Source organism: Lederbergia citri (genome assembly GCF_018343625.1).
Classification (GTDB): domain Bacteria; phylum Bacillota; class Bacilli; order Bacillales; family Bacillaceae_C; genus Lederbergia; species Lederbergia citri.
In genome coordinates, this window is sequence record NZ_JAGYPG010000002.1 from 697,133 (window position 1) to 721,353 (window position 24,221).

At 35.1% G+C, this 24,221-nt stretch carries 27 protein-coding genes; 4 read left to right on the forward strand and 23 right to left on the reverse strand.

Annotation, left to right across the window (positions count from 1 at the left end):
• Positions 1-565: 565 nt before the first annotated feature.
• The 3 genes from KHA97_RS12010 to KHA97_RS24715 all read right to left on the reverse strand — a co-directional run bounded on the left by KHA97_RS12010 (position 566) and on the right by KHA97_RS24715 (position 1,746).
• The gene (locus KHA97_RS12010) at positions 566-754 is read right to left on the reverse strand and encodes a hypothetical protein (RefSeq protein WP_213124973.1); all 189 of its coding nucleotides are present in this window, start codon (positions 752-754) and stop codon (positions 566-568) included.
• 414 nt (positions 755-1,168) lie between these two features.
• Entirely contained in the window at positions 1,169-1,513 is a 345-nt protein-coding gene (locus KHA97_RS12015) for a YolD-like family protein (RefSeq protein ID WP_213124974.1), read from the reverse strand.
• A complete protein-coding gene (locus tag KHA97_RS24715) occupies positions 1,513-1,746 on the reverse strand; it encodes a WYL domain-containing protein (RefSeq protein WP_456076488.1) in 234 nt (77 codons plus the stop codon). The genes KHA97_RS12015 and KHA97_RS24715 overlap by 1 nt, the downstream gene beginning before the upstream one ends.
• Positions 1,747-1,868: 122 nt before the next feature.
• On the opposite strand from KHA97_RS24715, the gene KHA97_RS12020 reads away from it, so the two are divergent.
• Complete coding sequence (locus KHA97_RS12020; RefSeq protein WP_213124975.1) at positions 1,869-2,156, forward strand: hypothetical protein; 288 nt, start codon at positions 1,869-1,871, stop codon at positions 2,154-2,156.
• A gap of 155 nt (positions 2,157-2,311) precedes the next feature.
• Here KHA97_RS12020 and KHA97_RS12025 read toward each other — a convergent pair.
• The 8 genes from KHA97_RS12025 to KHA97_RS12060 form a co-directional block, all read right to left on the reverse strand.
• Positions 2,312-3,663, reverse strand: a protein-coding gene (locus tag KHA97_RS12025) for an IS3 family transposase (protein ID WP_213124976.1) whose coding sequence is annotated in 2 segments (ribosomal slippage) — positions 2,312-3,216 and positions 3,216-3,663 — 1,353 coding nt in all. Because the reading frame shifts where the segments join, the coding sequence is not laid out codon by codon here.
• 70 nt (positions 3,664-3,733) lie between these two features.
• Complete coding sequence (locus KHA97_RS12030; RefSeq protein WP_213124977.1) at positions 3,734-4,018, reverse strand: hypothetical protein; 285 nt, start codon at positions 4,016-4,018, stop codon at positions 3,734-3,736.
• 157 nt (positions 4,019-4,175) lie between these two features.
• Positions 4,176-4,406 carry a single-stranded DNA-binding protein gene (locus tag KHA97_RS12035; RefSeq protein ID WP_213124978.1) on the reverse strand — a complete coding sequence of 77 codons (231 nt, stop codon included), beginning with the start codon at positions 4,404-4,406 and terminating at the stop codon, positions 4,176-4,178.
• Between the two features lie 372 nt (positions 4,407-4,778).
• Positions 4,779-5,105: a hypothetical protein gene (locus KHA97_RS12040; protein WP_213124979.1), complete on the reverse strand. Its 327-nt coding sequence runs from the start codon at positions 5,103-5,105 to the stop codon at positions 4,779-4,781.
• 72 nt (positions 5,106-5,177) lie between these two features.
• On the reverse strand, positions 5,178-6,593 hold the full coding sequence (locus tag KHA97_RS12045) for a DUF3883 domain-containing protein (protein ID WP_213124980.1): 1,416 nt from the start codon (positions 6,591-6,593) through the stop codon (positions 5,178-5,180).
• A 309-nt stretch (positions 6,594-6,902) separates the two neighbouring features.
• The gene (locus tag KHA97_RS12050; RefSeq protein ID WP_213124981.1) at positions 6,903-7,148 is read right to left on the reverse strand and encodes a hypothetical protein; all 246 of its coding nucleotides are present in this window, start codon (positions 7,146-7,148) and stop codon (positions 6,903-6,905) included.
• A 39-nt stretch (positions 7,149-7,187) separates the two neighbouring features.
• Complete coding sequence (locus KHA97_RS12055; RefSeq protein ID WP_213124982.1) at positions 7,188-8,165, reverse strand: DNA/RNA non-specific endonuclease; 978 nt, start codon at positions 8,163-8,165, stop codon at positions 7,188-7,190.
• 477 nt (positions 8,166-8,642) lie between these two features.
• Entirely contained in the window at positions 8,643-8,903 is a 261-nt protein-coding gene (locus tag KHA97_RS12060; RefSeq protein WP_325167471.1) for a S26 family signal peptidase, read from the reverse strand.
• A 54-nt stretch (positions 8,904-8,957) separates the two neighbouring features.
• On the opposite strand from KHA97_RS12060, the gene KHA97_RS12065 reads away from it, so the two are divergent.
• Positions 8,958-9,155, forward strand: a complete 198-nt coding sequence (locus KHA97_RS12065; protein WP_213124984.1) for a hypothetical protein — start codon at positions 8,958-8,960, stop codon at positions 9,153-9,155.
• Positions 9,156-9,256: 101 nt separating this feature from the next.
• Here KHA97_RS12065 and KHA97_RS24000 read toward each other — a convergent pair whose 3' ends face one another.
• The 6 genes from KHA97_RS24000 to KHA97_RS12095 all read right to left on the reverse strand — a co-directional run bounded on the left by KHA97_RS24000 (position 9,257) and on the right by KHA97_RS12095 (position 13,455).
• Entirely contained in the window at positions 9,257-9,892 is a 636-nt protein-coding gene (locus KHA97_RS24000; RefSeq protein ID WP_213124985.1) for a restriction endonuclease, read from the reverse strand.
• Between the two features lie 60 nt (positions 9,893-9,952).
• Positions 9,953-11,491, reverse strand: a complete 1,539-nt coding sequence (locus KHA97_RS12075) for a zinc-ribbon domain-containing protein (RefSeq protein ID WP_213124986.1) — start codon at positions 11,489-11,491, stop codon at positions 9,953-9,955.
• 105 nt (positions 11,492-11,596) lie between these two features.
• Positions 11,597-11,851 (reverse strand): hypothetical protein, encoded by a 255-nt coding sequence (locus tag KHA97_RS12080; RefSeq protein WP_233713458.1) that lies wholly within the window; start codon positions 11,849-11,851, stop codon positions 11,597-11,599.
• A 58-nt stretch (positions 11,852-11,909) separates the two neighbouring features.
• Positions 11,910-12,233, reverse strand: coding sequence for a hypothetical protein (locus KHA97_RS12085; protein ID WP_213124987.1), 324 nt, complete (start codon positions 12,231-12,233; stop codon positions 11,910-11,912).
• 54 nt (positions 12,234-12,287) lie between these two features.
• On the reverse strand, positions 12,288-12,488 hold the full coding sequence (locus KHA97_RS12090) for a hypothetical protein (protein WP_213124988.1): 201 nt from the start codon (positions 12,486-12,488) through the stop codon (positions 12,288-12,290).
• A gap of 733 nt (positions 12,489-13,221) precedes the next feature.
• Entirely contained in the window at positions 13,222-13,455 is a 234-nt protein-coding gene (locus KHA97_RS12095; RefSeq protein WP_213124989.1) for a hypothetical protein, read from the reverse strand.
• Between the two features lie 492 nt (positions 13,456-13,947).
• Here KHA97_RS12095 and KHA97_RS12100 point away from each other — a divergent pair, with 492 nt between their 5' ends.
• A complete protein-coding gene (locus KHA97_RS12100) occupies positions 13,948-14,097 on the forward strand; it encodes a hypothetical protein (protein ID WP_213124990.1) in 150 nt (49 codons plus the stop codon).
• Positions 14,098-14,278: 181 nt separating this feature from the next.
• Here KHA97_RS12100 and KHA97_RS12105 read toward each other — a convergent pair whose 3' ends face one another.
• The 6 genes from KHA97_RS12105 to KHA97_RS12130 form a co-directional block, all read right to left on the reverse strand.
• The gene (locus KHA97_RS12105) at positions 14,279-16,993 is read right to left on the reverse strand and encodes a hypothetical protein (protein WP_213124991.1); all 2,715 of its coding nucleotides are present in this window, start codon (positions 16,991-16,993) and stop codon (positions 14,279-14,281) included.
• Between the two features lie 324 nt (positions 16,994-17,317).
• On the reverse strand, positions 17,318-18,622 hold the full coding sequence (locus KHA97_RS12110; protein WP_213124992.1) for a UDP-glucose dehydrogenase family protein: 1,305 nt from the start codon (positions 18,620-18,622) through the stop codon (positions 17,318-17,320).
• Between the two features lie 12 nt (positions 18,623-18,634).
• Positions 18,635-19,516, reverse strand: coding sequence for a UTP--glucose-1-phosphate uridylyltransferase GalU (galU, locus tag KHA97_RS12115; protein WP_213124993.1), 882 nt, complete (start codon positions 19,514-19,516; stop codon positions 18,635-18,637).
• Between the two features lie 12 nt (positions 19,517-19,528).
• Complete coding sequence (locus tag KHA97_RS12120) at positions 19,529-20,290, reverse strand: glycosyltransferase family 2 protein (protein WP_213124994.1); 762 nt, start codon at positions 20,288-20,290, stop codon at positions 19,529-19,531.
• Positions 20,283-21,389 (reverse strand): glycosyltransferase, encoded by a 1,107-nt coding sequence (locus KHA97_RS12125; protein ID WP_213124995.1) that lies wholly within the window; start codon positions 21,387-21,389, stop codon positions 20,283-20,285. The genes KHA97_RS12120 and KHA97_RS12125 overlap by 8 nt, the downstream gene beginning before the upstream one ends.
• A complete protein-coding gene (locus KHA97_RS12130) occupies positions 21,386-22,507 on the reverse strand; it encodes a glycosyltransferase (RefSeq protein WP_213124996.1) in 1,122 nt (373 codons plus the stop codon). Before KHA97_RS12130 ends, KHA97_RS12125 begins: the two co-directional genes overlap by 4 nt.
• Positions 22,508-22,682: 175 nt before the next feature.
• Between KHA97_RS12130 and KHA97_RS12135 the strand changes: the two genes are divergently transcribed.
• Positions 22,683-24,161 carry an SH3 domain-containing protein gene (locus KHA97_RS12135; protein WP_213124997.1) on the forward strand — a complete coding sequence of 493 codons (1,479 nt, stop codon included), beginning with the start codon at positions 22,683-22,685 and terminating at the stop codon, positions 24,159-24,161.
• Positions 24,162-24,221: the final 60 nt, after the last annotated feature.

Below are 24,221 nucleotides of genomic sequence, written 5' to 3' on the forward strand. Positions count from 1 at the left end.
GACGGTAAATATGTTTCTACTTACAAAAACTTGAACTGTCAGTAATCAGTGGTTCTAAACATGCTGGTGATTTACGTTCATCACTTATATCAACACCTATAATCAATGTTTGAGAAGTAATTTGAGCAATCTTTTATTTTGGTTATAATTCATTTAAATTGCCTCCTGGTAGTGTGTTTGTGCCCTTTTTGCCGGAAAGCTTAGGACACTCATATCCTACCAAGTGGCTTTTTTATCTTCAAACCTCATATTTCTTCATTACAGGAATGCTGCCCGTTACCTCAATAAGAAAGAGCTATTCTCCTTCTTAAGAATAGCACCCGTTCGTTCAATAAAACTTTGAATCCCTTACTTACTGTACCGTCGTATCCTTCTCTTTCAAAAAACTGATGGGCTCTATACCGCTTCGAGTTACTTAATAGCATAATTTTATGGCAATCTATTGACTTACAATACTCCTCAACGTATTGTAATAGTTTTTTCCAACTTTTTACTTTGGTGATTCTCATGAACAATGATGTTTTCTACTACTCCATAAAAGGCTTTTGCCATGCAAGGCTTCCAATCATATGTTGAGTGTAAGAGTTCCTAATATTACTCCTTCTTCTTCATAAATAAGTAAAAAATTATTAGAATCTTTTCTGATTCTATCAATTTGTTCTTCAAGTACATTTCTTTTCTTACTATTTGTTACTAACATTCGATAGAGTTCAGAAATTTGCTCTTTATTGGTTCTTTCAGCTTCACGAATCACAATTAACTCCCTTTCTAAAATAATCTATCATATAACCCTTAGTTGCTTCCCATTTCTTTATATTCGATACTTGGATTTATTATCCTTTTTATTCCACCAACCTCCCCGTTAGCACAAAAATAAAAGGTCGCTGTAGCAACACCCTTCTTTAACTCTTGCAACCCGATGGCTGAAAAACAGATAATATTTTTCAAAATGTTGTTGTAGTAAAATGCGGTTATTTAAAAGGTCTATAAACAAAAAAATACACCACTATATTAAGTGATGTAGTGATTTTTATTATTATGAGTGACATTAAAGTTATGAAACTATAGTATAAACTGAATAGTACATTCACTATCTCTAATATTACAGAGTAGAGGGGGTTTTCTTGATGTACATCAACTCAAAGATGTGTTTATTTGATTCCCCATTTCAATCTTTAAATTCCACTTTCACTATGTTTTCAAAGTCTATTTGACTAACATTACCAAAACTATCCACAAGTGAAACGCGCTTATCCACATTGTCAACATGATGAAGTCGACCTTCTTCTTCCTTAAGAAATCCGTCGATCCATAATGTAAGTATGATTGGCATGTTAAATTCAATAGCAGCATGTAAAGTTTCATCAATTTCTTGTAGTTGGGTTTCGTCTAGTATTGGTTTCTTCTCTTTTTCATCATCATGCCACATATCCCCAAGCGAACCAATATGTTCCGGCATCATAAAACCATGCCATTTTTTCATCCCGCGGTCTTTGAACTCTTTGAAATCCATCACGCAGTCCTCCTATTTCTAAATGGTACAACAGAAAGGATATTATCCAGTTTGAAAGTCCTGAATTGTCGTTTAGTGTAGCAATATGCTTTTACTGAATAATCAGTTACTGCCAACACTTTAATGGTCCGTTGTGATAATTGGTTATCTTTTTTTACGTAGATTAGATCAAGTTTTTGCTCTGTGCCAGCTGCTCGCTTGAGAATTCCTTTCACAAAATCACCCCCGAACATACGTTTTTATTTATTATATGCAAACATACGTTTGTTATGCAACTGGAAAATAAAAGAAGGTATTTGTAACTATTTGTAGAATGATAGGAATAAATACCTAGAAATGGAGTGATGACAAAATAGTGGAGTTAAAGCTACTATTTCATAAATTAGAGGATAACATTAAAAAAAGACTCGAGGCTGATGCAGTGATAGTAAAGTTGGATAGTATTAATCGTGAAGGTAATTTATATGTCACTTCAATAGTCAAAATGAATGAAAATGAATATTTAAAAACACCGCCCCTCTTATTATCAAACCTTCTAATTTCACCACTATATATCACTAACAATTATTTAGAACTTTTTCTTAATCCTATAGAAGGCGGCTCTGAATATTTGAAGGCGCAAAAACTTTTTGAAAGTTTATAAAAGCCCTCAAAAGAGGGCTGTGAAAGGAGAAGGAAATATCAAAAGTGACAACCATTCTATCATTTGCATTAAACTCACACTTCAATTTTAATTTTTACAGAAAAAAAAGCACCCCATAAATGAAGTGACCCCATAAAGTTAGACACAGGATTTTATTAGGCAGCTAATTGGGCGTGAACTCGGTATTGTACCGGGCTCATGCCCTTTAATTTTGTCTTAATCCGTTTGTGGTTATAGTATTCTATATATTTTTCCAATTCCTGTTTAAAGTGCTCGACACTTTCAAATTCCTTGAGGTAGAGAAATTCGGATTTCATAATCCCAAAGAAATTTTCGATCACAGCGTTATCGTAACAGTTTCCCTTGCGGGACATGCTTTGCGTGATGCCGCGTTGACTAAGCGAAAGCTGATATTTCTTCATCTGGTAGTGCCACCCCTGGTCTGAATGAATTAGAATGTTTCCCTTCCCTGTCAACATCCCAAAAGCCTGATCCAACATGGTGGAAACAAGTGAATATGTTGGTCTAGACCCGATTGTGTAGGTGATGATTTCGCCGTTATATAAATCTAAAATTGGGGTCAGATATAACTTCTCTCCAAATAGCTTGAATTCAGTAATATCGGTAACCCATTTCTCATTCGGTTTATCAGCCTTGAAATTGCGGTCTAAAATGTTTGGGGCAATCTTACCGACATTCCCCTTGTATGAACGGTATTTCTTCATACGTACCAGGCATTTAAGGCCTATTTCCTTCATGATACGCTGCACCTTTTTGTGGTTAACTTTGTGTCCACGATTTCTCAGTTCATCCCGGATACGACGGTAGCCAAAACGGCCCTCATGTTCATCATAAATGGATTGGATCAATTCCTTCAGCTCACCATCTGAATCAGGCCTGTCCATATTTTTCACCCAATAATAATACGTGCTTCGGGGGATTCCTGCGAACTTCAGAAGTGCTTTCACCGGAAATTCATGCCTTAATTCATAGACTACTTGCGTTTTGTCTTGTTTGGTGATTTTTCCTTGTTTTGAACTAAGGCATTCAACTTTTTTAAATATGCGTTTTCCATGCGTAAACGTTCCAATTCTGCCTGGAGTGATTCTATAGATCCTTCAGCAGGTGTTGATTTCTTTTGGTCTTTTTCCATAATAGGTGGACGCCCCTTTAGCTTTGGTCTGAGGGCATCCAATCCTCCTGATTCAAAATCAGCCTTCCATTTAAAGAGAGTTGAAGGGGCAGGGATGTTAAATATCCCTGCAGTTTCCCTAACGGATGTCCCATGGTCGTTCATATAGTTCAGTACATCCAGTTTATACTCTGGGGTGTAGGTTGTATAGGGCTTTTCGAAAGCAGCTTCACCAGCAAACTCATATTGTTTAATCCAATTGTGGAGGACACCAGAATTAACACCAATGGATTTCGCCACTGATTTGTATCCTTCATTACCACTTAGATATCTCTTAACTGCTTGTAGTTTTTCTTCAGAAGTAAATTTGGCCATAAAAAACTGCACCTCCAATTGTTATATGTGTCTAACAATTGGGGTGCAGTTCAAAAGAGATGCTTTCAAATTAATGTATTATATCGTTACTATATGCAAATCGGTCTAATTCTTCTATCGCAAGCATTTGAGCTTCTTCTTTCGTCTTAGCAGAACCCTTCGCTAGTATATTTCTGTATGGTGGTTTCCCTTCATCGTATAGATTCAGGTAAACATCGAATCTATCAACATACTCTAATATCATGTAATCCACCAAATCGCCATGTTGATTCTGCATGAAGCCATTGTCAAAACCAATTGAATCCGTTCCAAAAGACTTGTCATCTTCAAACAACTTTTTCAATTTAGATTTCAACGTTCCCCCCTCCTTTAGTCCTATCCTTCGACATAAGTTGGGGAAATCCTCTATTTCACTAACTGCGCTTTATGATCCGATAATACATCAGAATACTATAGAAAAAGCCATCATTTATATTCTAGCTTTATCTCACTAATATTTAGAAATCATTTAACTACAGCTTTTTATACTTTTGTTGGTGGGAAGATGATTTATCCAATATCTCAATCCTTAACTCTCCATTAGATTGAATCTCATTTAAAAATAAAACACCCAGTCTCAATCTATCATTTCTCTCAAATCTATTCCATTCATACCCTTTGAATAAATCCCTTACAAGGAACACTTCTCCACTATTGAGATTATCCAATTCTTCAATCGCTCTTACTAATAGATCATTCACCATTAATTATTCCTCCTTATTAAATATCCATATTGACAATGTTGTTAACAACAATATAAACACTACTGTTGATATTGTCAATACTTTTAGTAGGAATAATTAATTTACTTGTAGTACCTAGTGAATGACACCCTCCCTTTTCTCTACATTAAGGCAAAAAAAAAGCCTACATTGTATATAATTATGATCTGGATGCGACACAAAAAAGTCAACAAATCACTGTTGATTTCAACTGTTCTTATTAAACTAAAGCCCCCTTTAGTTCAAAAGCCTACGTTAATATTTCTATTGAGACATCAAAAACACTTGTAACAGTAAACTAAAGATTATGGCAAAAATTTTAATCCAAAGGTAATTTTTCTTTGATAAAACTGTCTAAGACCTTTCGATATATCCAACCACAACAAGCAAACCCCAAACACCTATAAATGGCTTGAAATAATTTAATTTCTCACTACTCCAATTTGTATCAATAAAACTATAAAAGAACAGAAGAAGAAAAGTATAAGTTCCAATTACGAATATAGTCTCTTTAATCTTTTCAAGTTTCATATCATACCTACTTTTCTTGTTTTTATCAAAATTATAACTATAAAATCCACTCTTATTAAACTGCACCATTAATTCAATAAAGAATTTTACACTTTCTCTTCTTAAACCTGTTTGGGAAGAACATCGGGATTTCCCTGTTAAGTCTTCCAATAAAAACCTTATGTTCAAGGGTGCGAATGGTTATAAAAAGACTTCCCCAATAGGAGGAAGCCACGATTAATATTATATTTTTGAAAGTTCAGGTCTTAAGCTTTGTTTTTTAGATACAAGCCAATTTCTTGTTTCAAAAATATAATTTTCATTTAAAGTAATATTTTCTATTATTTCAAGTTTAGGTTCATCCGACATGATTTCTTTAACAAAATAAACAACGTAGGATTTCCCTTGATTTTTCATACGTTCACCAGTTAAACGTTCATGTTCAGATAGGTGGAACACATCTTCTTTTCCTATTGTTGATTTAACTTCAATATGTAACGGTTTACCGTCTTCAGTATATGAAAGAATATCATACCCATTTGCGGGGTCTTGTGCTTTTCTTTCGTCAATCATATGCAAATACTTTGTATTTTTAAGCCTTTCACATTCCTTTTGATAAACGTATGCTTCACCTAAGCTACCGATTTCCATTTGAAATTCATGTAACTGTAGATAATCGACCTTTTTACTCTTTAACTTTGATTTAAGGTCTTCAAACGTAAACAAAACAGATATATCCTTATCGGTCTTTAAATCAACATTAGTATTCTCAATTTCTTTTTCATTCACCTGTATTTTTAGTTTTTTTTTAATAGATTCTGAACAACTGATACATACAATACGGTTATTAATTGATGTCCAATTGTGTGCTTCGTTTGAGTAGCTTTCAAAACAATTAGGACACATTACAGTAGTCGTTCTTCTAGTATTTTTTATCATGTTCGGAACAATCCTTTTTGTTAAGCCGGCATCTATTCCGATGTTTGCAATTAGGGATTCTAACGATGCAAAACCATTATAGTTGCTATCACGATTACTTAATTCAAGAAACATACGGTGAAACTTTACTGGAATATTGAAAACACCTGCGGTAGTTTTTATTTGTCCGTTAAAGTAACTATCACTTGTTATCTCTTTCCTAACTTCTTCAATGGGTAAACCCAATTCAAATAAAGCATACCAACAAAATTGCATTTTTAATGTTTCAAGTTTAGTAGATTCTGCTTCTACCACATTTTGAATTAACATTAGTTCCTCGACTGTTAAAGAACCTGTTTTTTCGGACTTCTTCTTCGATTTCTTTTCCTTGGGGCTGAACTCTTTTATTAATTCATCTTTTATCCACTTTGTTTCAAAACCACCAGGATTATTAAGGTAATCGAACGCATATAAAAACTGAAAAAAACGACTACGTAAACGTATTTGGGTTGTTATTTCAGAATCGTCTTCAGGAATAATGGATTTGTAATCATTAAACGTTAAGTCAGCTACTTCATGTTTCTCTAATTCTTCATAAAGAAGTTTATAAACGCTGCTTCTTACTGTACTTATGGAACTCTTGGAGTAGGTAGCAAGAAACTTTTTTATAATTTCAATACTATTCTTCGTTAAAATTTCCTCAATTTCTTCATTTTTTAGCATTTCTTTCTTTTTAGCCAATAAAGCCCCTCCTTCTTCATTACTTTTGACCTACCGTTTTATAATTTTACCATATTTTCACTTTTCAGTTCTGTTGTAATTTGAAATATTTTCTATATTTAATATAGAATCTTTATGAGTAGAGTTTCTATTTTTTAGTATTATTATATCTTGAAATATATTTAATGTTTGGAGGGTTCTTTTTGTCACAGTTACATTTCAACCTAATCAAGCGTTCGAACGTCTTATGAATATTGTATCGACTTCGTCGATTCGACTGCTATAACATTTTTAAACATAAAAAAGGAAATAACCCGTTAAGGCTATCCCCTAAAAATCATCCAGTGTTAAATTGTTTTTTTCTGTTACTGTTAAACCTAATCCAGTGCAATCTATTACCCTTGTATGTGGCTGTAGCAAGTTGTTAATCCACACTTTAGTAAATACGGTTACCTGTTTATTTTTCTTTAGCCATGCCCTTGAGACTTCATTATCTTTAAGGTGTACCGTTCCAGTGGCATCAGTAACAAATGATAACCTAGTTTTTTCTAACCCCTTAAATGAGTTAATAAACACTATTCTTCTTCCTCCCCTGTTTCCTGTACAGATGGGGGCTTACTCACCTACCATACCGTCACCATCACGATCATCCATATATAGGTACAACCAGTGATCACGTGTAATCGGCATTTTATAACCTGCCTCTTTCGCTTCTTTAATCGTCACTTTCCCATTACCGTTTGTATCAACACTAGAAATATCACCGCTTTTGTTTGAGCTTGTGTTTGAATTTGTCGAATCGGAAGACTCGCTACCAGTTAAACCGAGTGATTTGTTTACTTCATCAGGGTTCACGTTGTCAAATGTATCAACGATCACGTTACCCCTTAAAGTATAGGTATACTTGTAACTGGAAGGAATCTGCGTTTTCTTATTCGGATATGTGATAATTGCTTCAAAATTAGTAGCTCCACCAGCTTTGCTAATTGCCTTTTCCATATAGGCTTGATCACCGTGTCGGTTGAGTGTACTATCTTGCGGGGTAATATTATAAGCATTCGATACCCCTCCGAGAGAATCAGCAATGACATGGCCTTCATCTAAAAATTCACTTTCGACACCAGGAACCTTTGCTTCATCAGAATAGTATCTGCCAGACGATAATACAGGTTCGTTATTGTCATCTTGTAGAATGATTTCGTCAGCAATGACACGTACCAGTTGCCCGTATTCATTCGTAAATGCCCAATATTCACGGTCCCCAAAACCAATGTCAACGACGACGTTAGGTTCACGATAACCAGACAAATCACCACCATCAACTTCAATAAGTTTGTATCCTGAGAACAGTTCATCATTTGGTTGGGTTGGTGTTTCTTCCGCAATCGGAACACTCGGCGTTTCCTCTTCTACTGGTTCATCAAAAATCGTAGTGACAGTTTCTTCTTTTTCATTATTTGTATTTGTTTCAACTGTGGTTACTTCTTGTGGAGCTGTTTCTACATCTGTATTGGATGCATCTTCTACGTTGGTACAACCAACCATAAAGATGAGCGTTAAAAGTAAGATTAAATAGCTCATTCTCTTTTTCATTTTAGGACTCTCCTATAATAGTTTAATGCTGTTCATTCTAAAAATCTCGGAGTGTTAACATAGACTAACACCCTCATTATTTTTGTAGGATTTCATCAACAGCATTTTCGTTTTTTCAAATATAAAATTTAGCTAGTGATTGCTTATGGTGGATGTGACAAAGTCTGTTTGATTATTATGGAGAAGCACCCGTTAGTTGAAGATGAATTACCTTAAAATAACTGAATAAAATAAAATTTAATAATCCTATTATAACACCCTTCTATCATAAATTATCAGTTATTAAAGTAAACTGCCCCGTTAGTCGAATAAAAAAGGCTGCCGCAGCAGCCTTTCCTCCTCAAATCAAGCACGTGTTAGTTTTACACTAATTCTGAATAAACTGTAGAAAGAGCTTATCTTTTTGATTTAAGCACTGGTTAAAGGACTTATCCTTTCTAACATTAATACTAACAAGTCAAAATATGGGATAAAAAATTATTTATCCTCGTTTTTATCAGCTAAATCCTGTTTATACTCGCCTTCAACTACATTAGCAAAGCCCTTAAAATCCATGCCTAAATCATGTGCCCTACCATAAAAAGTATCTAGTTTTTTTCCGTCAATATAAAATTGTGCTGTTGAAATTTTAACTTTTTCACCCTCTAATGCTATTACACGGGTCATTCCATCAAAGTCCTCATCCCAATCACCTTTGTACATAATAATAATCAATCTAAACCTAGTATTGGATTTTATTTTAGATTATTGTTCATACTGATGATAAAATACCTGTTACAAAAAGGAGAACATATGCCAAAACAAAAAAATAATCGCCATAATCCAGTCCCACATAAAAATCAAGTTAATCAATTAAATAAAGAAGATGATACATACGGTATACTTAAACAAGCAATGGAAGTGGATTCAGATGTTAATGAAGACCCAAATCGGGAAAGATTATTGGATGAATCTGTCGATGCTTTTTTAGAGTCGAAAGGTGATCAGTAATATAAAGAATGGGAAGAGTCTATACCATATAATCTACTCTGTGATTATATCAGCTATTCTTATATATTTTTATGCCTGTCGATATGATTATTAAGTCTCATTCACCTTTTAATACGATTAATTTTTTCTTTACGCCAATTACCGATTTTATCCTGAACATGCAATCCATTATATAGCCGAATATTTAAACCTTCTGCAGCCTCCTTAGCACTTTTAGTGTAATTACTTGTTGTAATACACCAAGCATCTAAACACTTATGTACTCTTTTGCCCGAATTTAACCTCAGTATCGTATCATTTCCTACATTTTTAGTTTTCCAGTGTTTACACTGTACCGAAATTTTGTATTTTTCTATTGGATCAGTAAGGATTATATCTACTTTGTGATCCCCTGATCCTCCAATAATTACTGGTTCATACCCTTTATCTTCAAAATACATCGCTACTAATCTTTCAAAATCATAACCATTCAGATCACTGAAATTTGCTGTTAGTAGCTCTTCATCACTTAATATTTTCTTAGATAACCCTTTTTTTGAATGGTTGCTTTTCGTCAATTGGTTTTTGTTCATGACTTTTTTTGATTTTGTTTTCTTTTTTGGTAGAAAAAGCAACTCAGGGATTATAACACCTGTAAGAAGTATGATAAAAAACCAATACCACTTTGGATTATCCGCAATTAACCAGAACCATGCCAATCCCCCGAATATTATTCCCATATTCAAAATTTGTTTCACCGATGAACCTCATTTCACTTTAAGATCTATTTATCCTTAATACATCTAACCCAATATCACCTATTCAGGAAACTGATTATTTTTGCAGTAATTACATTTAGCACTTCTTCTACTGTTAGGAGAACTTTTCCATTCATGGCCACTTTCACATATCCACCAATATTCTTTTCTTGCATATGCTCCTACTTCATCTGGAAGAATATCACCATTTTTGATTGAGTGCCATTGTTTGGCGATTTCGGGTTTCTTTATGGCTAATGAGTTCACTTTTTTAACCTTTTTAGGTAAGTAACGGCCATAAAGATCATAGCATGTAGGACACCCTTGCCCACCAACTCTGCTATATATAACAGCAGAATAACTGTGGTTTCTTTCACATATCCACCATACTTTATCATGGGAACCTTTCGTCACCACATCGGGTGTAATGTCTCTATTTCTTTGGTAGTCCCACTCATCTCCCAAATGGGGATGTGTAGTAGATAAACAATTAGTTTGATTTACCCTTTTACCTGCACAATAAGGGCAACCTTCTCCTCTTCCACTTCGATCATTAATCATTTTATCGTAAGTTGATTTACATTTTGGGCAATCCCAATAAACAATTTGGTTTGAAAAAGGTAAATAATCACAAGGAGAAGTATTGCCGTTTTGCTCAAAATTCCACTCCTTGGCGATCTGAGGAAATAGCAATTCCAAGTTATGCTCCTCTGTTGCTTCCTGCCCTTGACAAACTCTACAACCGTGTCCTTTTGCTTTGCTTCCAATTTGGACTAAGGTAGAGTGCTTCTGATCACAAATGAACCATGCCTTGAAATTTGAGTATTGTTTAAAATGCTCAGGTCTTAACGGATAATTTTTTTCATAATCCCATACAGCTTCTATTTCCGGATAATTATCCAATAGATTATTTTTTTCAATAATTGGCGGGATCTGAGCTAATATGGATATATTGTCAACATCTACATCAATCTGAGTCTTTAACCTTTCAATTTCATTTTTAAATCCTTTGTAGTGCACATCAATTATCCCTAATACATCCTCAATCATCTTTCCAATTTTCTTATTTGATGACCGTTCATATAAATATTCTTCCAATCCTTCCATTTTGAGAGTTGGAAGTCCATTATCTCTTACCCGTATTAATCTATATCCTCTTTCCAAAATCAAACGGCTTTTTTCTTTATCAATTTCTATTCTACCTCTGTGAGTGTGTCCCCCATCGTATTCAATAATTAGGTTAAGGGAAGGTATAAAGATATCTACGGATTTATAATGATTAATCCCCTCAATAGGGGCATTTAATTCCGCATCCTTAAAAAGCCTTTTCAAGTAAAAATAAATCGCCATTTCAGGAAATCCAATATTGTATCGCTCATGACACTTTGGACATCCAGTATTTTTGATAGCACGGCTTTTAACTTGACTCTCCCAACTATAACCACATTCTTTACAACGCCAAGTTACAACCTTATCCGATCCGGTTCTCACATTGTATGGAGTGTCCTCATTATTTTCGGTTGAAATCCATTCTTCAATTAAATCCGATCGTTCTTCTGCTACAAATCCTCTTGTATTTTTTAAAGAAGTTACAACCATTGGCAATCATACTCCTCAACTTTTATACACTATAGCTCTTGTATTTATCCTCAATCCTATTTTATCAAAGATAAAAATAGAAAGTGAAGGTTGTTACGTAAAAAACTATTGATAGCCCATAGCTCTTTTCAGCAAAGCATTCTCGACCTCGTAATCAACTACATCCTTCCCCTTTTTTAGGGCTGCCGATAATGCCGGAAACTTCTTAACATATTCTCGAAAAGTAGAGTAAGCAACACCAAGAATATTGGCTATTTGTTCATCAATAAGACCCTTACGAACCCAACATTCAACCTCAAATAATCTTGGTTCTACGTGTGTTTCATATTTACTTTTACGACCACCTTTATTTTTAGCCACTACATATCACCTACCCCCTTAGTTTTGGACATAAGAAAAAGCACCCCAAAGGATGCTATTAATATTCTCTGATTGTAATTTCAACATGTTGTATTAATTTTCCCAAATAACGACTTTGCCTAATAAGTTCTAATCTTCGTTCTTCATATATTTCAACTAATTCATTATGCCTCATTTCATGTACTTCAACAAACTTTCTTCGAAACTCCTTTTTCATATCATCATTATTAGGAATTTGCGAAAAGGCAGAATCTAAAATACTTAACTTAATTTGAGATAATTTCATTCCTGTGATGTGATTATTCAATAATTTATCGGTTGTATCTTTTTCCTCTATTAGTTCATTTAACCAATCATTTAAACCATCTTTGACCGAATTCATGTCATTCCACCCCCTCCCATCGAACTATTTCGACAAAAGGAGATATTTTCCTGCTTATGTGAACACAAATAAATAACCTACATAGATTCCTACTAAAGCAAACAATCCAGCGATGAAGTTCTTAATCTGTTTATAAATTTTTAGTTTCCATACTAATAAATACCCAGTTACGATAAAGGCTCCTATTATAAGTAATAGTGTTATTACCTGAACAGCAATATTGTCTAGTGTTTCTTTCAACAATACAAATCCCATATTCATCCTCCCTTTTTGTTTTATTGATTCGACAAAAAAAGGGATAAATCCTGCTACTATTTACCTAATATACTGCCACCGAAGGATGGCAAATAAACTCAAAAAATGTACCTCCACTTTTCAAGGGCGAAGGTGCCAAACGAATATAATATAAGTTGGTGGGTCTGGCAGGAATATTTTCCGCGCCGACCTCCCTCCCATTCTAGCAAGCGTGTTTTTCACATTTCAAATCCGTATCATTTAGGACAACAAATGACACAGTATTGCTGTTATCAATCGTTGTCCTCTCGTTGGCCAGGGGGACTGTTATTTTGTTTTAAAATAAGCATGCGTTAACTCTAGATCCTTCCATTTCTATAAACTTGAAATGTTGGGTATAATTATTGTGAACTTATACAATTCGTATAAAATGAAGGAGAACTTCTATGGATTTCTTTAAATTTGCTCTATATTTGCACATTTTGGGTATCTGCTTACCTATTGCTTTAACTTATATTCTTTTGTTCAATATTTTTACTGGTCAACCCATTAATCCAATCTCTTTGGGTATTCTGGCATTTGGCTATGTGGTCATGTTTAAATTTAACCCCATATTTCAAATGTTATGGGAAAAGTGGACACAGAAAAAGTAATAATAGTTTAAAAAAATGCTGTTTCAATGCCATTTCAACCTTCTTGTTAAACTTTAAGCTAAATTTTTTGAGATGTTCCTTTTCAGTTTGCTCAAGCAATTTTATCTTCCTGCCTCTCTCCATTCTTTCCGTAGCTCTTTCCTTGATAGACGACCGGCCTCTATGTCATCCGATGATTCACCCCAGCCCACTATCTCTTCGTCCTTATCCTGCCAGTAGCTTGAAAATGCTTTATACACACCATTTTTTTTAAATACATCTGTTCTTATTGTTCCACCTATACGATCCCTAGTCTTGGTATAGTAGTAGTCATCGTCAATTATGTGTTTTTCCATTCCTCTCTACCTCCCTTTATCTCCGAATATAAGTCATCATTTATTTATTAGCAAAAGCGAAAAAAGGAAAAATAGCTTATTAACCAAGCTCAAAATGCATCTTTGCGCATTGGTTTTGATATTTTGCCACTCTACTTGCATGCAAAAGTGCATTTTTAAGCCATTTTATTGTGTAGCTAGAAGGAAAACATTTTATGTACCTTATAGGTACATAAAGGATGGAAATCATAAAAATATAGATAAAAAATTATATGAGTTGTTTCCGATAACTCTTGCATTTACAAGGTTTCTCTATAATGTACCTAATAGGTACACATATATGGTCCTTAACGGACCTTATGGGCACTTATATATGGTCTCCCTTAAGGACCATAAGGCGTTTGTCTATTTATTCTAAGGTCTAGTAATCATCATATATTTATTATTAATTAATAGAAAAGTGGGAAATCCTATGAAAAAATGAGATTAATATCTTGGAGGAGGAAATAGAGAATGAAAATGTCAAAAGTTGAGGCTGAATCCCTGGCTAAAAAAGGGATTGAACTTAGTAAGAAATATGGAATACCTTTGAAAAAGAGAAAAAATGAAAAAGTACTCACTCGAAATTTAAACGGGTGGGATAACCTGCCGATGCTTATTTAAGTATGCCGTTTTTAGGCTTCTTAGGGGATTGTATGTCATTGGCGGATAAATCCGGTTAGACTTACGCATATTTTGAGAAGTAACAGGCACATAACCCAATGGGGTAAAAAAAAAAAGCAGAAGGCTAAAATTCCCTTCTGCTTTTTTTCATTACTGAAGCTATTCAAAAAATGTTTTAGTTTTATTTAGTTACAACAATTGATGCTGGTAACTTAATAGCATTTCCTACTGAGTCAGTTAAATCAATAGTACTTAAGCCCACAAGTGTAATAGATTTTACCTTTTGTCCAGGAGTTAGTGAAACAGCAGTACTAGTCGCTGTAGTAGCAGCAGTTGTCGTTGCTCCAGCATCAAATTTAACTGCTGGATCTAAGGCAGCTCCATCTACATACACTTCAAAATCAGCATTAGTTGTTGCCGCCTGCTTAACTGCTTCTGAGAAAGTAAAAGTAAACAGCTCTGTAGCAACATCGTATTTAACAGATGTAATTGTAGGTGCAACGTTTTCGTTTAATGAACCTGTTACAATTGTTTGAGTATCCATAACAGCAGTTGAATTCTTAGCTTTTACACCAGAGATTGTAGCATTACGTACTCCAGTGAAAGTATTAGAATCCTTCTCTAGTGTCAAGTATACTTTCTTAGATTCAGCTGCACCAGCTTTAACAGTTGCAGATTTAACAACAGCCCCAGAAATATGGTAGTTAGATGCAACAGTTGCTGTAGCTGGATCAACATCTTGATCGAATGTTACAACAACAGTATCGTTATCAGCACCTTGTGCTACACTTTGTACTTTGGCTTTTACTGCAGTAACAGCTGAGTCATTGCCACGAACAAATGTTACATTCTTATCAGCTGCAGTTACTCCACTAGCACTATCTACACCAGTAAATGCTAATTTCACATTATAAGTTGCACCTTGGATATCATCAGCAGGTGCACCAGAAAGGATATCAGCAACCTTAATTTTTACTACCTTTTTATTGACACTTGCATTTTTAAGAGCAACTGTCGTACCAGTTGAACCAGTTAATGTAGTTGTAACATGATCTTTAACAGCAGTACCAGTTGCATCTACTGTACCTGCAGTTACATCCTTATTAAAAGTTAGTTCAAGGTACTCAGCGTTGTCAGTAGCATCTTTAACTAATTGATAAGAAGCTACAGTTGGTGCTGCAGTATCTTTTACAAATGACTTAATTGTAGTGTAGGTATCTCCAGCTTCACCTGATAAATCTGTAAAGCTTGAAACTTCAACATAATAATTATCAGTGTCTAATACGGAACCCGCTTCTACATGATAAAGTGTCTTGTCTTTTTCATCTTGTGTAACTGAAGATACAGCAGCTAAACCACCAACTGTTTTTCCAATTCGCACTGTAGGATCTGCCAGTAACTCTTCAGAAAATTTCACTGTAAAGTTCTCTGCACCAGTTTGTGTAATTGTTTGGACAACAGGTTTAACACCATCAGCTGCACCTTTTTGGAATGTGAAGGTTGCTGGGTTAGGGCTTAGTAGATTTCCAGAAGCATCTAGAGCACCGATAATAGTCGCTGTAATATTTTCATTTGCTGCAATAGCAGATCCTACTGTTAATGTTAACTCTGTGAATGCAGCGTTAGCTGCAACTTTGATTTCATTAGTAGCAGTTCCTACTGCAATAGCAGCACCGTTTTTATCCTTGAACGAAATTTTGCTAGCAATGTCTGCGTACATTGGCTCTGAGAATTTAACTTTGTAAACAGAAGCACTTACTTTTTGAGTAGTGAATGTTGGAGCAACATTATCTGTAACATTTACAACTTTGCTAAATGGAGCAACGAATTCCCCATCTGCAGTTTTTAAATCTTCATAACCAACTACAACATTGTAGTCACCTTTGAAATACATATTTGAAGAACCATCAGTTGAAATGGTTAATGTTTTACCATCATTACTTAATGTATATGCTAAAGATCCCGGAGCAACAGCACCTGTACGTGCAGAAACTGCAACTTTAGCTAGATTAGCAGGAGTGCTATCTATAGCTTTGTTGAATTTAACTTCTAGATTTCTAGCGTTAATCGCACTTACACTAACAACCTTAGGTGTTGATTTAGCTTCTAAATCCGCACGAACTTCACCTTCAGTTTTAGCAAGGCTTGATGAAATGCCAGGAAGTGCTGGATATGAACCAGGATATAGTTTGTTTCCTGCTTCTTTAATTGCAACCGCACGAACTTTCAATCGATCTAGCTTTGCAAGTTCAGCATCCGCTTCTTCAAGTTTGTCAGAAGCAACAAGTTTAGAAATATCATTAAGTAGACGGTATTGAGAAACTTCATAGATAACGGTTTCTCTAGCAATTTTAGCATCAGTTACATAAGCTTTTAATAAAGCTTGTCTTGCATCTGGGCCATATGCTTTACCGATGACGCGCTCCATTTTCAGAAGAGTGTCAGTAAGTTTTGAATATGCTTTATCAGCATCTGCATTGATCACATCAGTAGTGATATACTTCTTAAGATTTGCTAAAGCAGGCTTTAATTCATTATCGCCGACTTTTACAGCATCAATAAAGAATGCTGCTTGCAATCTTAGTGCTTCAGCATTAGCTATACGGTTTGTTAAATTTGCCTTTTCTTTTCCAGAAACCGTACTTAAAGCATTTTGTGCACGAGTAATAGCTTTTCTTGTTTCGTCGTATTTGCTTGAGAAGTCAGCAGATACTTTTACATCTGATACCGTCTTAGCTGAGTAATATGGACGTAGTTGTTTAGCAAGGCTTTCTGCTTGCTTCACAAGAGTTTCAGCTTGTGAAACTGATGCTGCATCTGCAGGATTAGCCGCAATTAATGCACTAGCTGCAATTGCAGTTGAAATTCCAAGTTTTGCAACTTTTTTCTTCGACATGAATTGTTGTTCCCCTTTCAAAAGGTGTTTTTTATAAGATATTAGTAGATTCTATTTCCACTAATAGCCAAACCAGGTAATCAATTCCTCGTACAATAGGTATTATTCCATAGATTATTAAAAAATACAATACTATTTGCACATATCTTCTCAATTATTTTCCAATATGTCAATTATATAGAATTGGAGGAATTAATTACATATTACAACATCTTTTTCCGTAAGTCTATTATTTTATTAAACTTTGGTAATATTTATTACATTTTTCCAATAATTTTACGACAAAAAAAATAGGCGTTTTTTAACGCCTATTTAAAAAATCCACTAATATTTACTTGGACGACCTATCGAATGATATTCAACCGGATATTCCTCCACTTTATCTAGTGAAAAACAATTTCGTCCATCGAATATGATCGGAGATTTCATTAACTTTATATAAACATCCAAATTCGTATTTTTTACTTCATCCCATTCTGTAACAATGAAAGCTGCGTCTGCACCATGGAGTGCCTCTTCAACCGAATCCACATATTCAACTTCATTTGGAAGTATTTTTTTAGCATTATTGATTGCAATTGGATCGTATGCAACAACTTTAGCACCTGCATTTACTAATTCCCTACTTAACGTAATGGAGGCAGCTTCTCTCATATCATCTGTATTTGGTTTAAATGCTAATCCTAGCATTGCAATCTGTTTTCCAGACAAATCACCAAATCTTTCTTTTGCTTTTTCGAACAATAATAATCTTTGATCATTATTGACTTCTATTACTGATTTTAGCAAATTAAAATCATGTTTGACGAAACTAGCTATTTGTACGAGTGCACTTGTGTCTTTAGGAAAACAAGATCCACCATATCCAATTCCAGCCTTTAAGAACTTGGAACCAATTCTGTCATCCATCCCCATACCCATTGCTACATCTTCTACGTTAGCGCTAAGTTTCTCACACAAGTTTGCGATTTCGTTTATAAAGCTGATTTTGGTTGCTAGAAATGCATTGGAGGCATATTTAATCATTTCTGCACTACGTATATCAGTCTTAAAAATAGGTATACCGAATGGACGATTAATTTCTTCAAGAATAGCAAGAGCCCTTTCACTATCTGATCCGATGACGATTCTATCTCCATGAAATGTATCGTATACCGCTGTACCTTCTCGTAAAAACTCGGGATTCGACACGACCTCTACTTCGTACTTATCTTTTACTATTTTGGAGATTATTTGTTTCACTCGTTCATTCGTACCTACTGGAACAGTGCTTTTAGTCACAACTACAAGATTACGATTCATATTGTTGCCAATATCTTTTGCAACTTGGTCTACAAATCTTAGATCTGCTTCGCCATTCTCGGTTTGCGGTGTTCCGACTGCAATATACACAACTTCTGCTTCAGAAAATCCCTCTCTATGATTGGCTGTGAAGAACAGACGGCCTTGATCAATATTTTTCTTCATTAATTCATCTAGGCCAGGCTCATATATTGGAGCATGTCCATCTCTCATCAATTCGACTTTACTTTCATCTATATCAATGCAAGTTACATGATGACCAATATCGGATAAGCAAACACCCGTAACGAGTCCCACATAACCAGTTCCTACTACTGCAATTTGCATGTTAATTACCTCTCATTGTTGATGTTTATTGACAATCCCATTTAAATATTCAAAAACAGGGCCTTGTAAGTCCTCACGTCCTAAAGCAAAATCTATTGTTGCCTTAATAAAACCTAGTTTATCTCCTACATCATAACGTTTCCCCGAGAAATTGTATGCAAGTATTGGATGAACTTCATTTAAATGATTCATTGCATCTGTCAACTGAATTTCTCCTCCCGATCCTACTGGCAAATCTTGTAGTACTGGGAAAATATCAGGTGTCAAAATATAGCGGCCCATAATCGCATATTGTGAAGGAGCTTCTTCCATCTTAGGTTTCTCTACAAGTGTCTCGATTGATATAACACTTTCCTCCTTGCTCTTCTCACTAGGAGCAATAATACCATATTTTGAGACATCTTTGCGGTCAACCTTTTGGACTCCAACTATAGATGTTTCATACTTTTCATAAACATCCATTAATTGTCTAGTGCAAGGCACGTCCGATTTTACAATATCGTCACCTAATAGCACTGCGAATGGCTCATCTCCTATAAATCGATGGGCGACGTAAATAGCATGCCCTAAACCAAGTGCTTCTTTTTGACGTATATAATGTATATTCACCATATTCGATATCTCTTGAACTTCCTTAAGCATGGCGAATTTCTCTTTTTTTGCAAGAGTTTCTTCCAATTCATAAGATTTATCAAAATGATCTTCTATTGCACGTTTGCCCCTACCGCTAATAATAATAATATCTTCTATTCCAGACTCGACTGCTTCTTCTACAATATATTGAATGGTAGGCTTATCTACTATAGGAAGCATTTCTTTAGGTTGTGCTTTGGTTGCGGGTAAAAACCTTGTTCCTAGTCCTGCTGCAGGAATTATGGCTTTTCTTACTTTCATATCTTCATCTCCTTACTTGAAATACGACTTTTTCACCGCGTTCCATACATAATTCGAAAAATACCAAGCTGAAGCAAGTAATCCTAATTTTTCCACTTCCCGATACACTTTCCATGTTTGTTTAGCTGCTTTCCTTTTATTGCTAGAAATTGAACCAGGAACGAGGCGATATTTGCCCAAGTTTTCTTGCAGACCATGAGCAATAAACCCTTTTCTAAGGATGGAGAGCCACAACGCAAAATCTTGACGCGTTCTCATATTGGGCATTTGAATGGGACCTGTTTTATCAATATTCACAATAACCGTAAGACATCCGATGATTGTGTTTCCCAATAATCCTCGGTAATCTATTTTTTTAGGAACATTTACTACCTTATCTAGTAAATTTCCATTGACATCCATTAACTGATAGCTAGTAAAGGAGATTGCTGAATCGTGTTCATTCATAAATCTTATTTGTTGTGTAAGTTTATCAGCCGTCCACAAATCATCACTATCCAAAAAAGCTATATATTGACCTTTTGCTTGCCCAATTGCTATGTTGCGCGCTACTGCTGCTCCACCATTTTGCTTTAGTTCTATCAGACGAATGCGCTCGTCTTTTTCCATCCATTCCTTGATCAAATCTCTAGACCCATCCTGGGAACAATCATCCGCTATCAGCATTTCCCAATTTGTATATGTTTGGGCAATAACGGATTTTATAGTGTCTTCAATGAATCTAGAACTGTTATAGGAAGGAGTGATAATTGAAACTAAAGGTTCTTTATTCAATATTATCAACCTCTCCTTCTAGAATACGTTTGTATATCTTAATCATTCGATTCGCATTTTCTTGCCATGAATAATGCTCCATAACGTTTTCACGACCTCTTTTACCCATTTCTGAAATTTTTTCTGGGTGTTCCATAAAAAACTCCATTTTTTGGGAGATGGAATCTGCATCTCGCATTGGAATAATAAAGCCTGTTTCATTATCTAACATTACCTCTGGGAGCCCTCCTACATCCGTAACGACTACAGGCACTTCACACGCTTGTGCTTCGACGGCCGCAACACCAAAGCTCTCCAATATTGACGGGACGAAGAATACGTCAAATTCGTTAATAACTGCCGGAACTTCTCCGTGTGGGATTCTTCCGGTGAAAGTCGTTTGCTCCACAATGCCTAGATTTTGAGCCAATTGCTTTAATTCACTCAAAAGAGGTCCACCACCTACAATTTTCAGGTGTGTTTTTTTGTATTTTTCAGGACCCACTGTTTCTTTAAAACGAGCGTACCCTTGTAATAAATAGTTTATTCCATAACTCTCATCCATTGTTTTTACAATGCCAAATACGATGATATCCTTATTTCTGTTCAAATTCAAAGGCGCGAACACGTTTGTATCAACGCCAAAAGGGGTCACTTCAATTGGTTTATTCGTATATTTATTTGTTTCATGCTTCATCGCTTCACTTGTCGAGCAAATCACATCTGCCTTTTTAAGTGCATAGCTTACCATTTTTTTATTAAGTATGCCTTTTGTAGGAAAATCATAAATATCTGTTCCCCAAACAGAAACAACATATGGATGGTAATTTGCGAGAGCTCCCATTACTCCGTAGCTAGAAATATAATGAGAGTGGAAAATGTCTGGTTTTTCGGTATTTAGTATTTTTTTTAATTCTGGAATGGTGAGAAAATAAGCAAGCTTATTGGGGAATTTCACTTTTAAGTACGTTGTTTTTACCCATTCCCAATTACTCCGATCTTCTTCGTCACGATGAGTATCAAAGCTTATATTTATTGTTTCAATTCCCTGTTCATTATAATAATCTAACCATTTCTTCGTATGAACATTATTTGCGGGAGCAAAAACGACTACTTTCATTCATGTTCACCGCCTTTTTTCAATTGCTCTGCCACTTTTTCTACACGAGATATCCAGCTATGGCGTTCAAGGGCCTTATCATTAATATTTTGCTTTAATTTTTTGTAAGTATCTATTTCTAAAGCATCGATGATACCTTTTGCAAAGCTTTCCGCGTTTGCTTCTGTGATAATTCCAAGCCCATCTTTTTTAATGAGTCGAGCATGAGCCTTACAATCTGTAGCCACAATTGGTAATCCATAGGATAAATACTCAAACATTTTAACAGGAACAGAAAAATCATGATACGTATTTCTCTCACGTGGAATGAGAGCGATTGCCGCGCTTTCATAAACATCTTTCAATTCATTTCCTGATTTATGGCTAATTGTAAGCCAATCTAAGCCTTCATACTGCTTTATATCCGTAAACCTCGCATACTCTTCTTTTCTGCAGACGAGCTCCAAATTTATTGTTCTTTCCTTATTAATAGTAGAAAAAGCCTCTAGCATTAATTTAATTCCGATTTGGTCGCTAATTGCACCAACATATATAGCTTTTGGAGGTATAGTTGAAGGCTGGTGATCTGTTTCCATCCTATCCATCCCAGGAGGCAGTTCATCCGCTTTTCCTTTCCAACCAACAAATTCATTCATTTCCAAAGAAGGTAAAAAGAGACAATCAACTGTATCGCCATATACTTTTAATTCTTTTCTGTAAATGAATCTCATAACCGGAGTTAATAAGCTAAGATTCCAAGGCGGACTATACATATCGTCAAATTGCCAATACACGTCTCGATAAAAAAGGCCAATTGGGATTTTAGCCCTTTTTAAAAATTTCCAAAACCGAATGTCCATAAATAGTCTGCGGGGGAGATGGTCATTATCGGTAAGCCAAAATGGCATCGTACTATTTTCCATATAACAAAAAAGGGCATCCTCCACTTTATACTCTTCTTTATATTTTCTAATCAATTCCTTACGTTCATTGGAATTCCCACTGATTACGTAAATTGCCACGCTTTGCTTTTCTCCATACTTCTTAAAAGCCTCAACAATTCGCTTAGGACGAACTCCTGAACCACTTTTAGGATTCTCCTGCAAAGCATAAGGAAAATATACTATTATATGCTTCATTTATTTTCTCCAATCTTTTTCATCTCTTTCGATTATACATGAACATTACTATGAAAAAAACTTATACAAATGTCTACATTTTTTTTCCAAAGCATAAAGGTCATTGCGCATGTAATATGGAAGGCCCTTCCAAAGAATGGTATACTAATATAAAAATATATTATAAGGAGATATCATGAAAAAAAGTAATTTACTAAGTTTAGTGGCAACAATTTTGTTTTTAGCAGTATTAAGTAGTTTTGCACACATGACCTCCGCTCAGGAAATTAAAGAACTTCCCGTGAAAGAAAGAAAAGCATTATTAAATGAAGCTGCCATTAAATACGGAATTCCTCCCGAGATACTAAAGGCAATTGCTCTCGCTGAAAATAGTATGAGCCAATTTGAAGGAGATGGAGTCACTCCTAGGGTTAGTAAGGATGGTGGTATCGGCATACTGCAGGTGACATTGACTGAAGAGGAAATGCGCAGAAAAAATATAAACATCGAACTCCTGAAAAATGACACAGCCTATAACATTGATGTAGGGGCACAGATTTTATTAGAAAAATGGAATAATCCAAATCTGCCACGTATTAATGATAAGGATCGCAATAAAATTGAACATTGGTACTTTGCGGTGATGGCTTATAATGGCTTATCCAAAATCAATGACCCGGGAATTAATGGAAAGAATGCATATCAAGAAAAAGTGTTTCAAATTATTCGAGATTTCGCTCTACTTCCATTAGCGGAAATTCCAACTATTCAACTAAACTATCAAGCTGGCTCTAATATTATATATTTCCCTCCAGGTATTCATTATAATTGGTCAAATGCCAATACTCCATCACCTACCTTAACGCTTAATAAGGGGCAGAGAGCTATTATTTATAATAAAGAGGGACAAGAAGTAAACATTAGAACTAATCCAAATGGTACAATTATCGACTCTATACCAAATGGCATGGCTTTTCAAATCAAGGATATTGAAGAAACAGATTATATATATAATTTATATAACTTTTATAAAGTTGAAAATAATGATTATAAAGGTTATGTGGCATCTAGTTATTTAAGGGAATACTCGTTAATGATTATGAATAAGATACTCCCATCAAACCATAGGGAACCTATTGGAAGATTACATATACGTAGGGACGGGACGGAGTTATTAAAACTTGAAAACGGGCGATATGTAAAAGATAGGGACTTGGTTAAGGATGGTTTTTTAAGATTATATGGTGTTAAAGATGGATACTATGATGTTGGAAATCGCTATGTACGAAATGATGACAACCGTGCCTTGCCTCTTATTGGACGGGTTTTGATTTCAGGGAATAACGTCTATTTATACAAACGACTGGATAACGGCAAAGAAGAAAAAGTGCGGTTAGTTGAAAAAGGAGCAGGGCTGAGGGTCTATTCCGTTTCAGGAAAGGATTATAATGTAGGAAATGGATATTTTGTAAAAAAAGAAGCTAACACCAAATTTTATACAGGCTTTGTTGCTATAAAAAAAGATACTTATTTATATACTGTTGATGGCAAACCGTATACCAAGTATAAGGCAGGACAACAATTCCGCGTGTATGACATTGATGGTAATAAAATACAAGCAGGCGGAGGATTCTACTTTATCAACGATCAAAATGTTGAATACAAAGTTCATTAACTCTTATTGCCGAAAAAGAAGATGCTCTGAAAGATTGTTTTGACTTTCAGAGCATCTATT

Bases quoted from the DNA above. Each gene is read 5' to 3' on its own strand.
- KHA97_RS12095 (WP_213124989.1), bottom strand. From the start codon at position 13,455: ATGGAAAAACACATAATTGACGATGACTACTACTATACCAAGACTAGG.
- KHA97_RS24715 (WP_456076488.1), bottom strand. From the start codon at position 1,746: ATGTTCGGGGGTGATTTTGTGAAAGGAATTCTCAAGCGAGCAGCTGGC.
- KHA97_RS12055 (WP_213124982.1), bottom strand. From the start codon at position 8,165: ATGAAAAAGAGAATGAGCTATTTAATCTTACTTTTAACGCTCATCTTT.
- KHA97_RS12100 (WP_213124990.1), top strand. From the start codon at position 13,948: ATGAAAATGTCAAAAGTTGAGGCTGAATCCCTGGCTAAAAAAGGGATT.
- galU (WP_213124993.1), bottom strand. From the start codon at position 19,516: ATGAAAGTAAGAAAAGCCATAATTCCTGCAGCAGGACTAGGAACAAGG.
- KHA97_RS12035 (WP_213124978.1), bottom strand. From the start codon at position 4,406: ATGGTGAATGATCTATTAGTAAGAGCGATTGAAGAATTGGATAATCTC.
- KHA97_RS12105 (WP_213124991.1), bottom strand. From the start codon at position 16,993: ATGTCGAAGAAAAAAGTTGCAAAACTTGGAATTTCAACTGCAATTGCA.
- KHA97_RS12125 (WP_213124995.1), bottom strand. From the start codon at position 21,389: ATGAAAGTAGTCGTTTTTGCTCCCGCAAATAATGTTCATACGAAGAAA.
- KHA97_RS12015 (WP_213124974.1), bottom strand. From the start codon at position 1,513: ATGGATTTCAAAGAGTTCAAAGACCGCGGGATGAAAAAATGGCATGGT.
- KHA97_RS12110 (WP_213124992.1), bottom strand. From the start codon at position 18,622: ATGCAAATTGCAGTAGTAGGAACTGGTTATGTGGGACTCGTTACGGGT.
- KHA97_RS12075 (WP_213124986.1), bottom strand. From the start codon at position 11,491: ATGGTTGTAACTTCTTTAAAAAATACAAGAGGATTTGTAGCAGAAGAA.
- KHA97_RS12065 (WP_213124984.1), top strand. From the start codon at position 8,958: ATGCCAAAACAAAAAAATAATCGCCATAATCCAGTCCCACATAAAAAT.
- KHA97_RS12135 (WP_213124997.1), top strand. From the start codon at position 22,683: ATGAAAAAAAGTAATTTACTAAGTTTAGTGGCAACAATTTTGTTTTTA.
- KHA97_RS12130 (WP_213124996.1), bottom strand. From the start codon at position 22,507: ATGAAGCATATAATAGTATATTTTCCTTATGCTTTGCAGGAGAATCCT.
- KHA97_RS12085 (WP_213124987.1), bottom strand. From the start codon at position 12,233: ATGAATTCGGTCAAAGATGGTTTAAATGATTGGTTAAATGAACTAATA.
- KHA97_RS12090 (WP_213124988.1), bottom strand. From the start codon at position 12,488: ATGGGATTTGTATTGTTGAAAGAAACACTAGACAATATTGCTGTTCAG.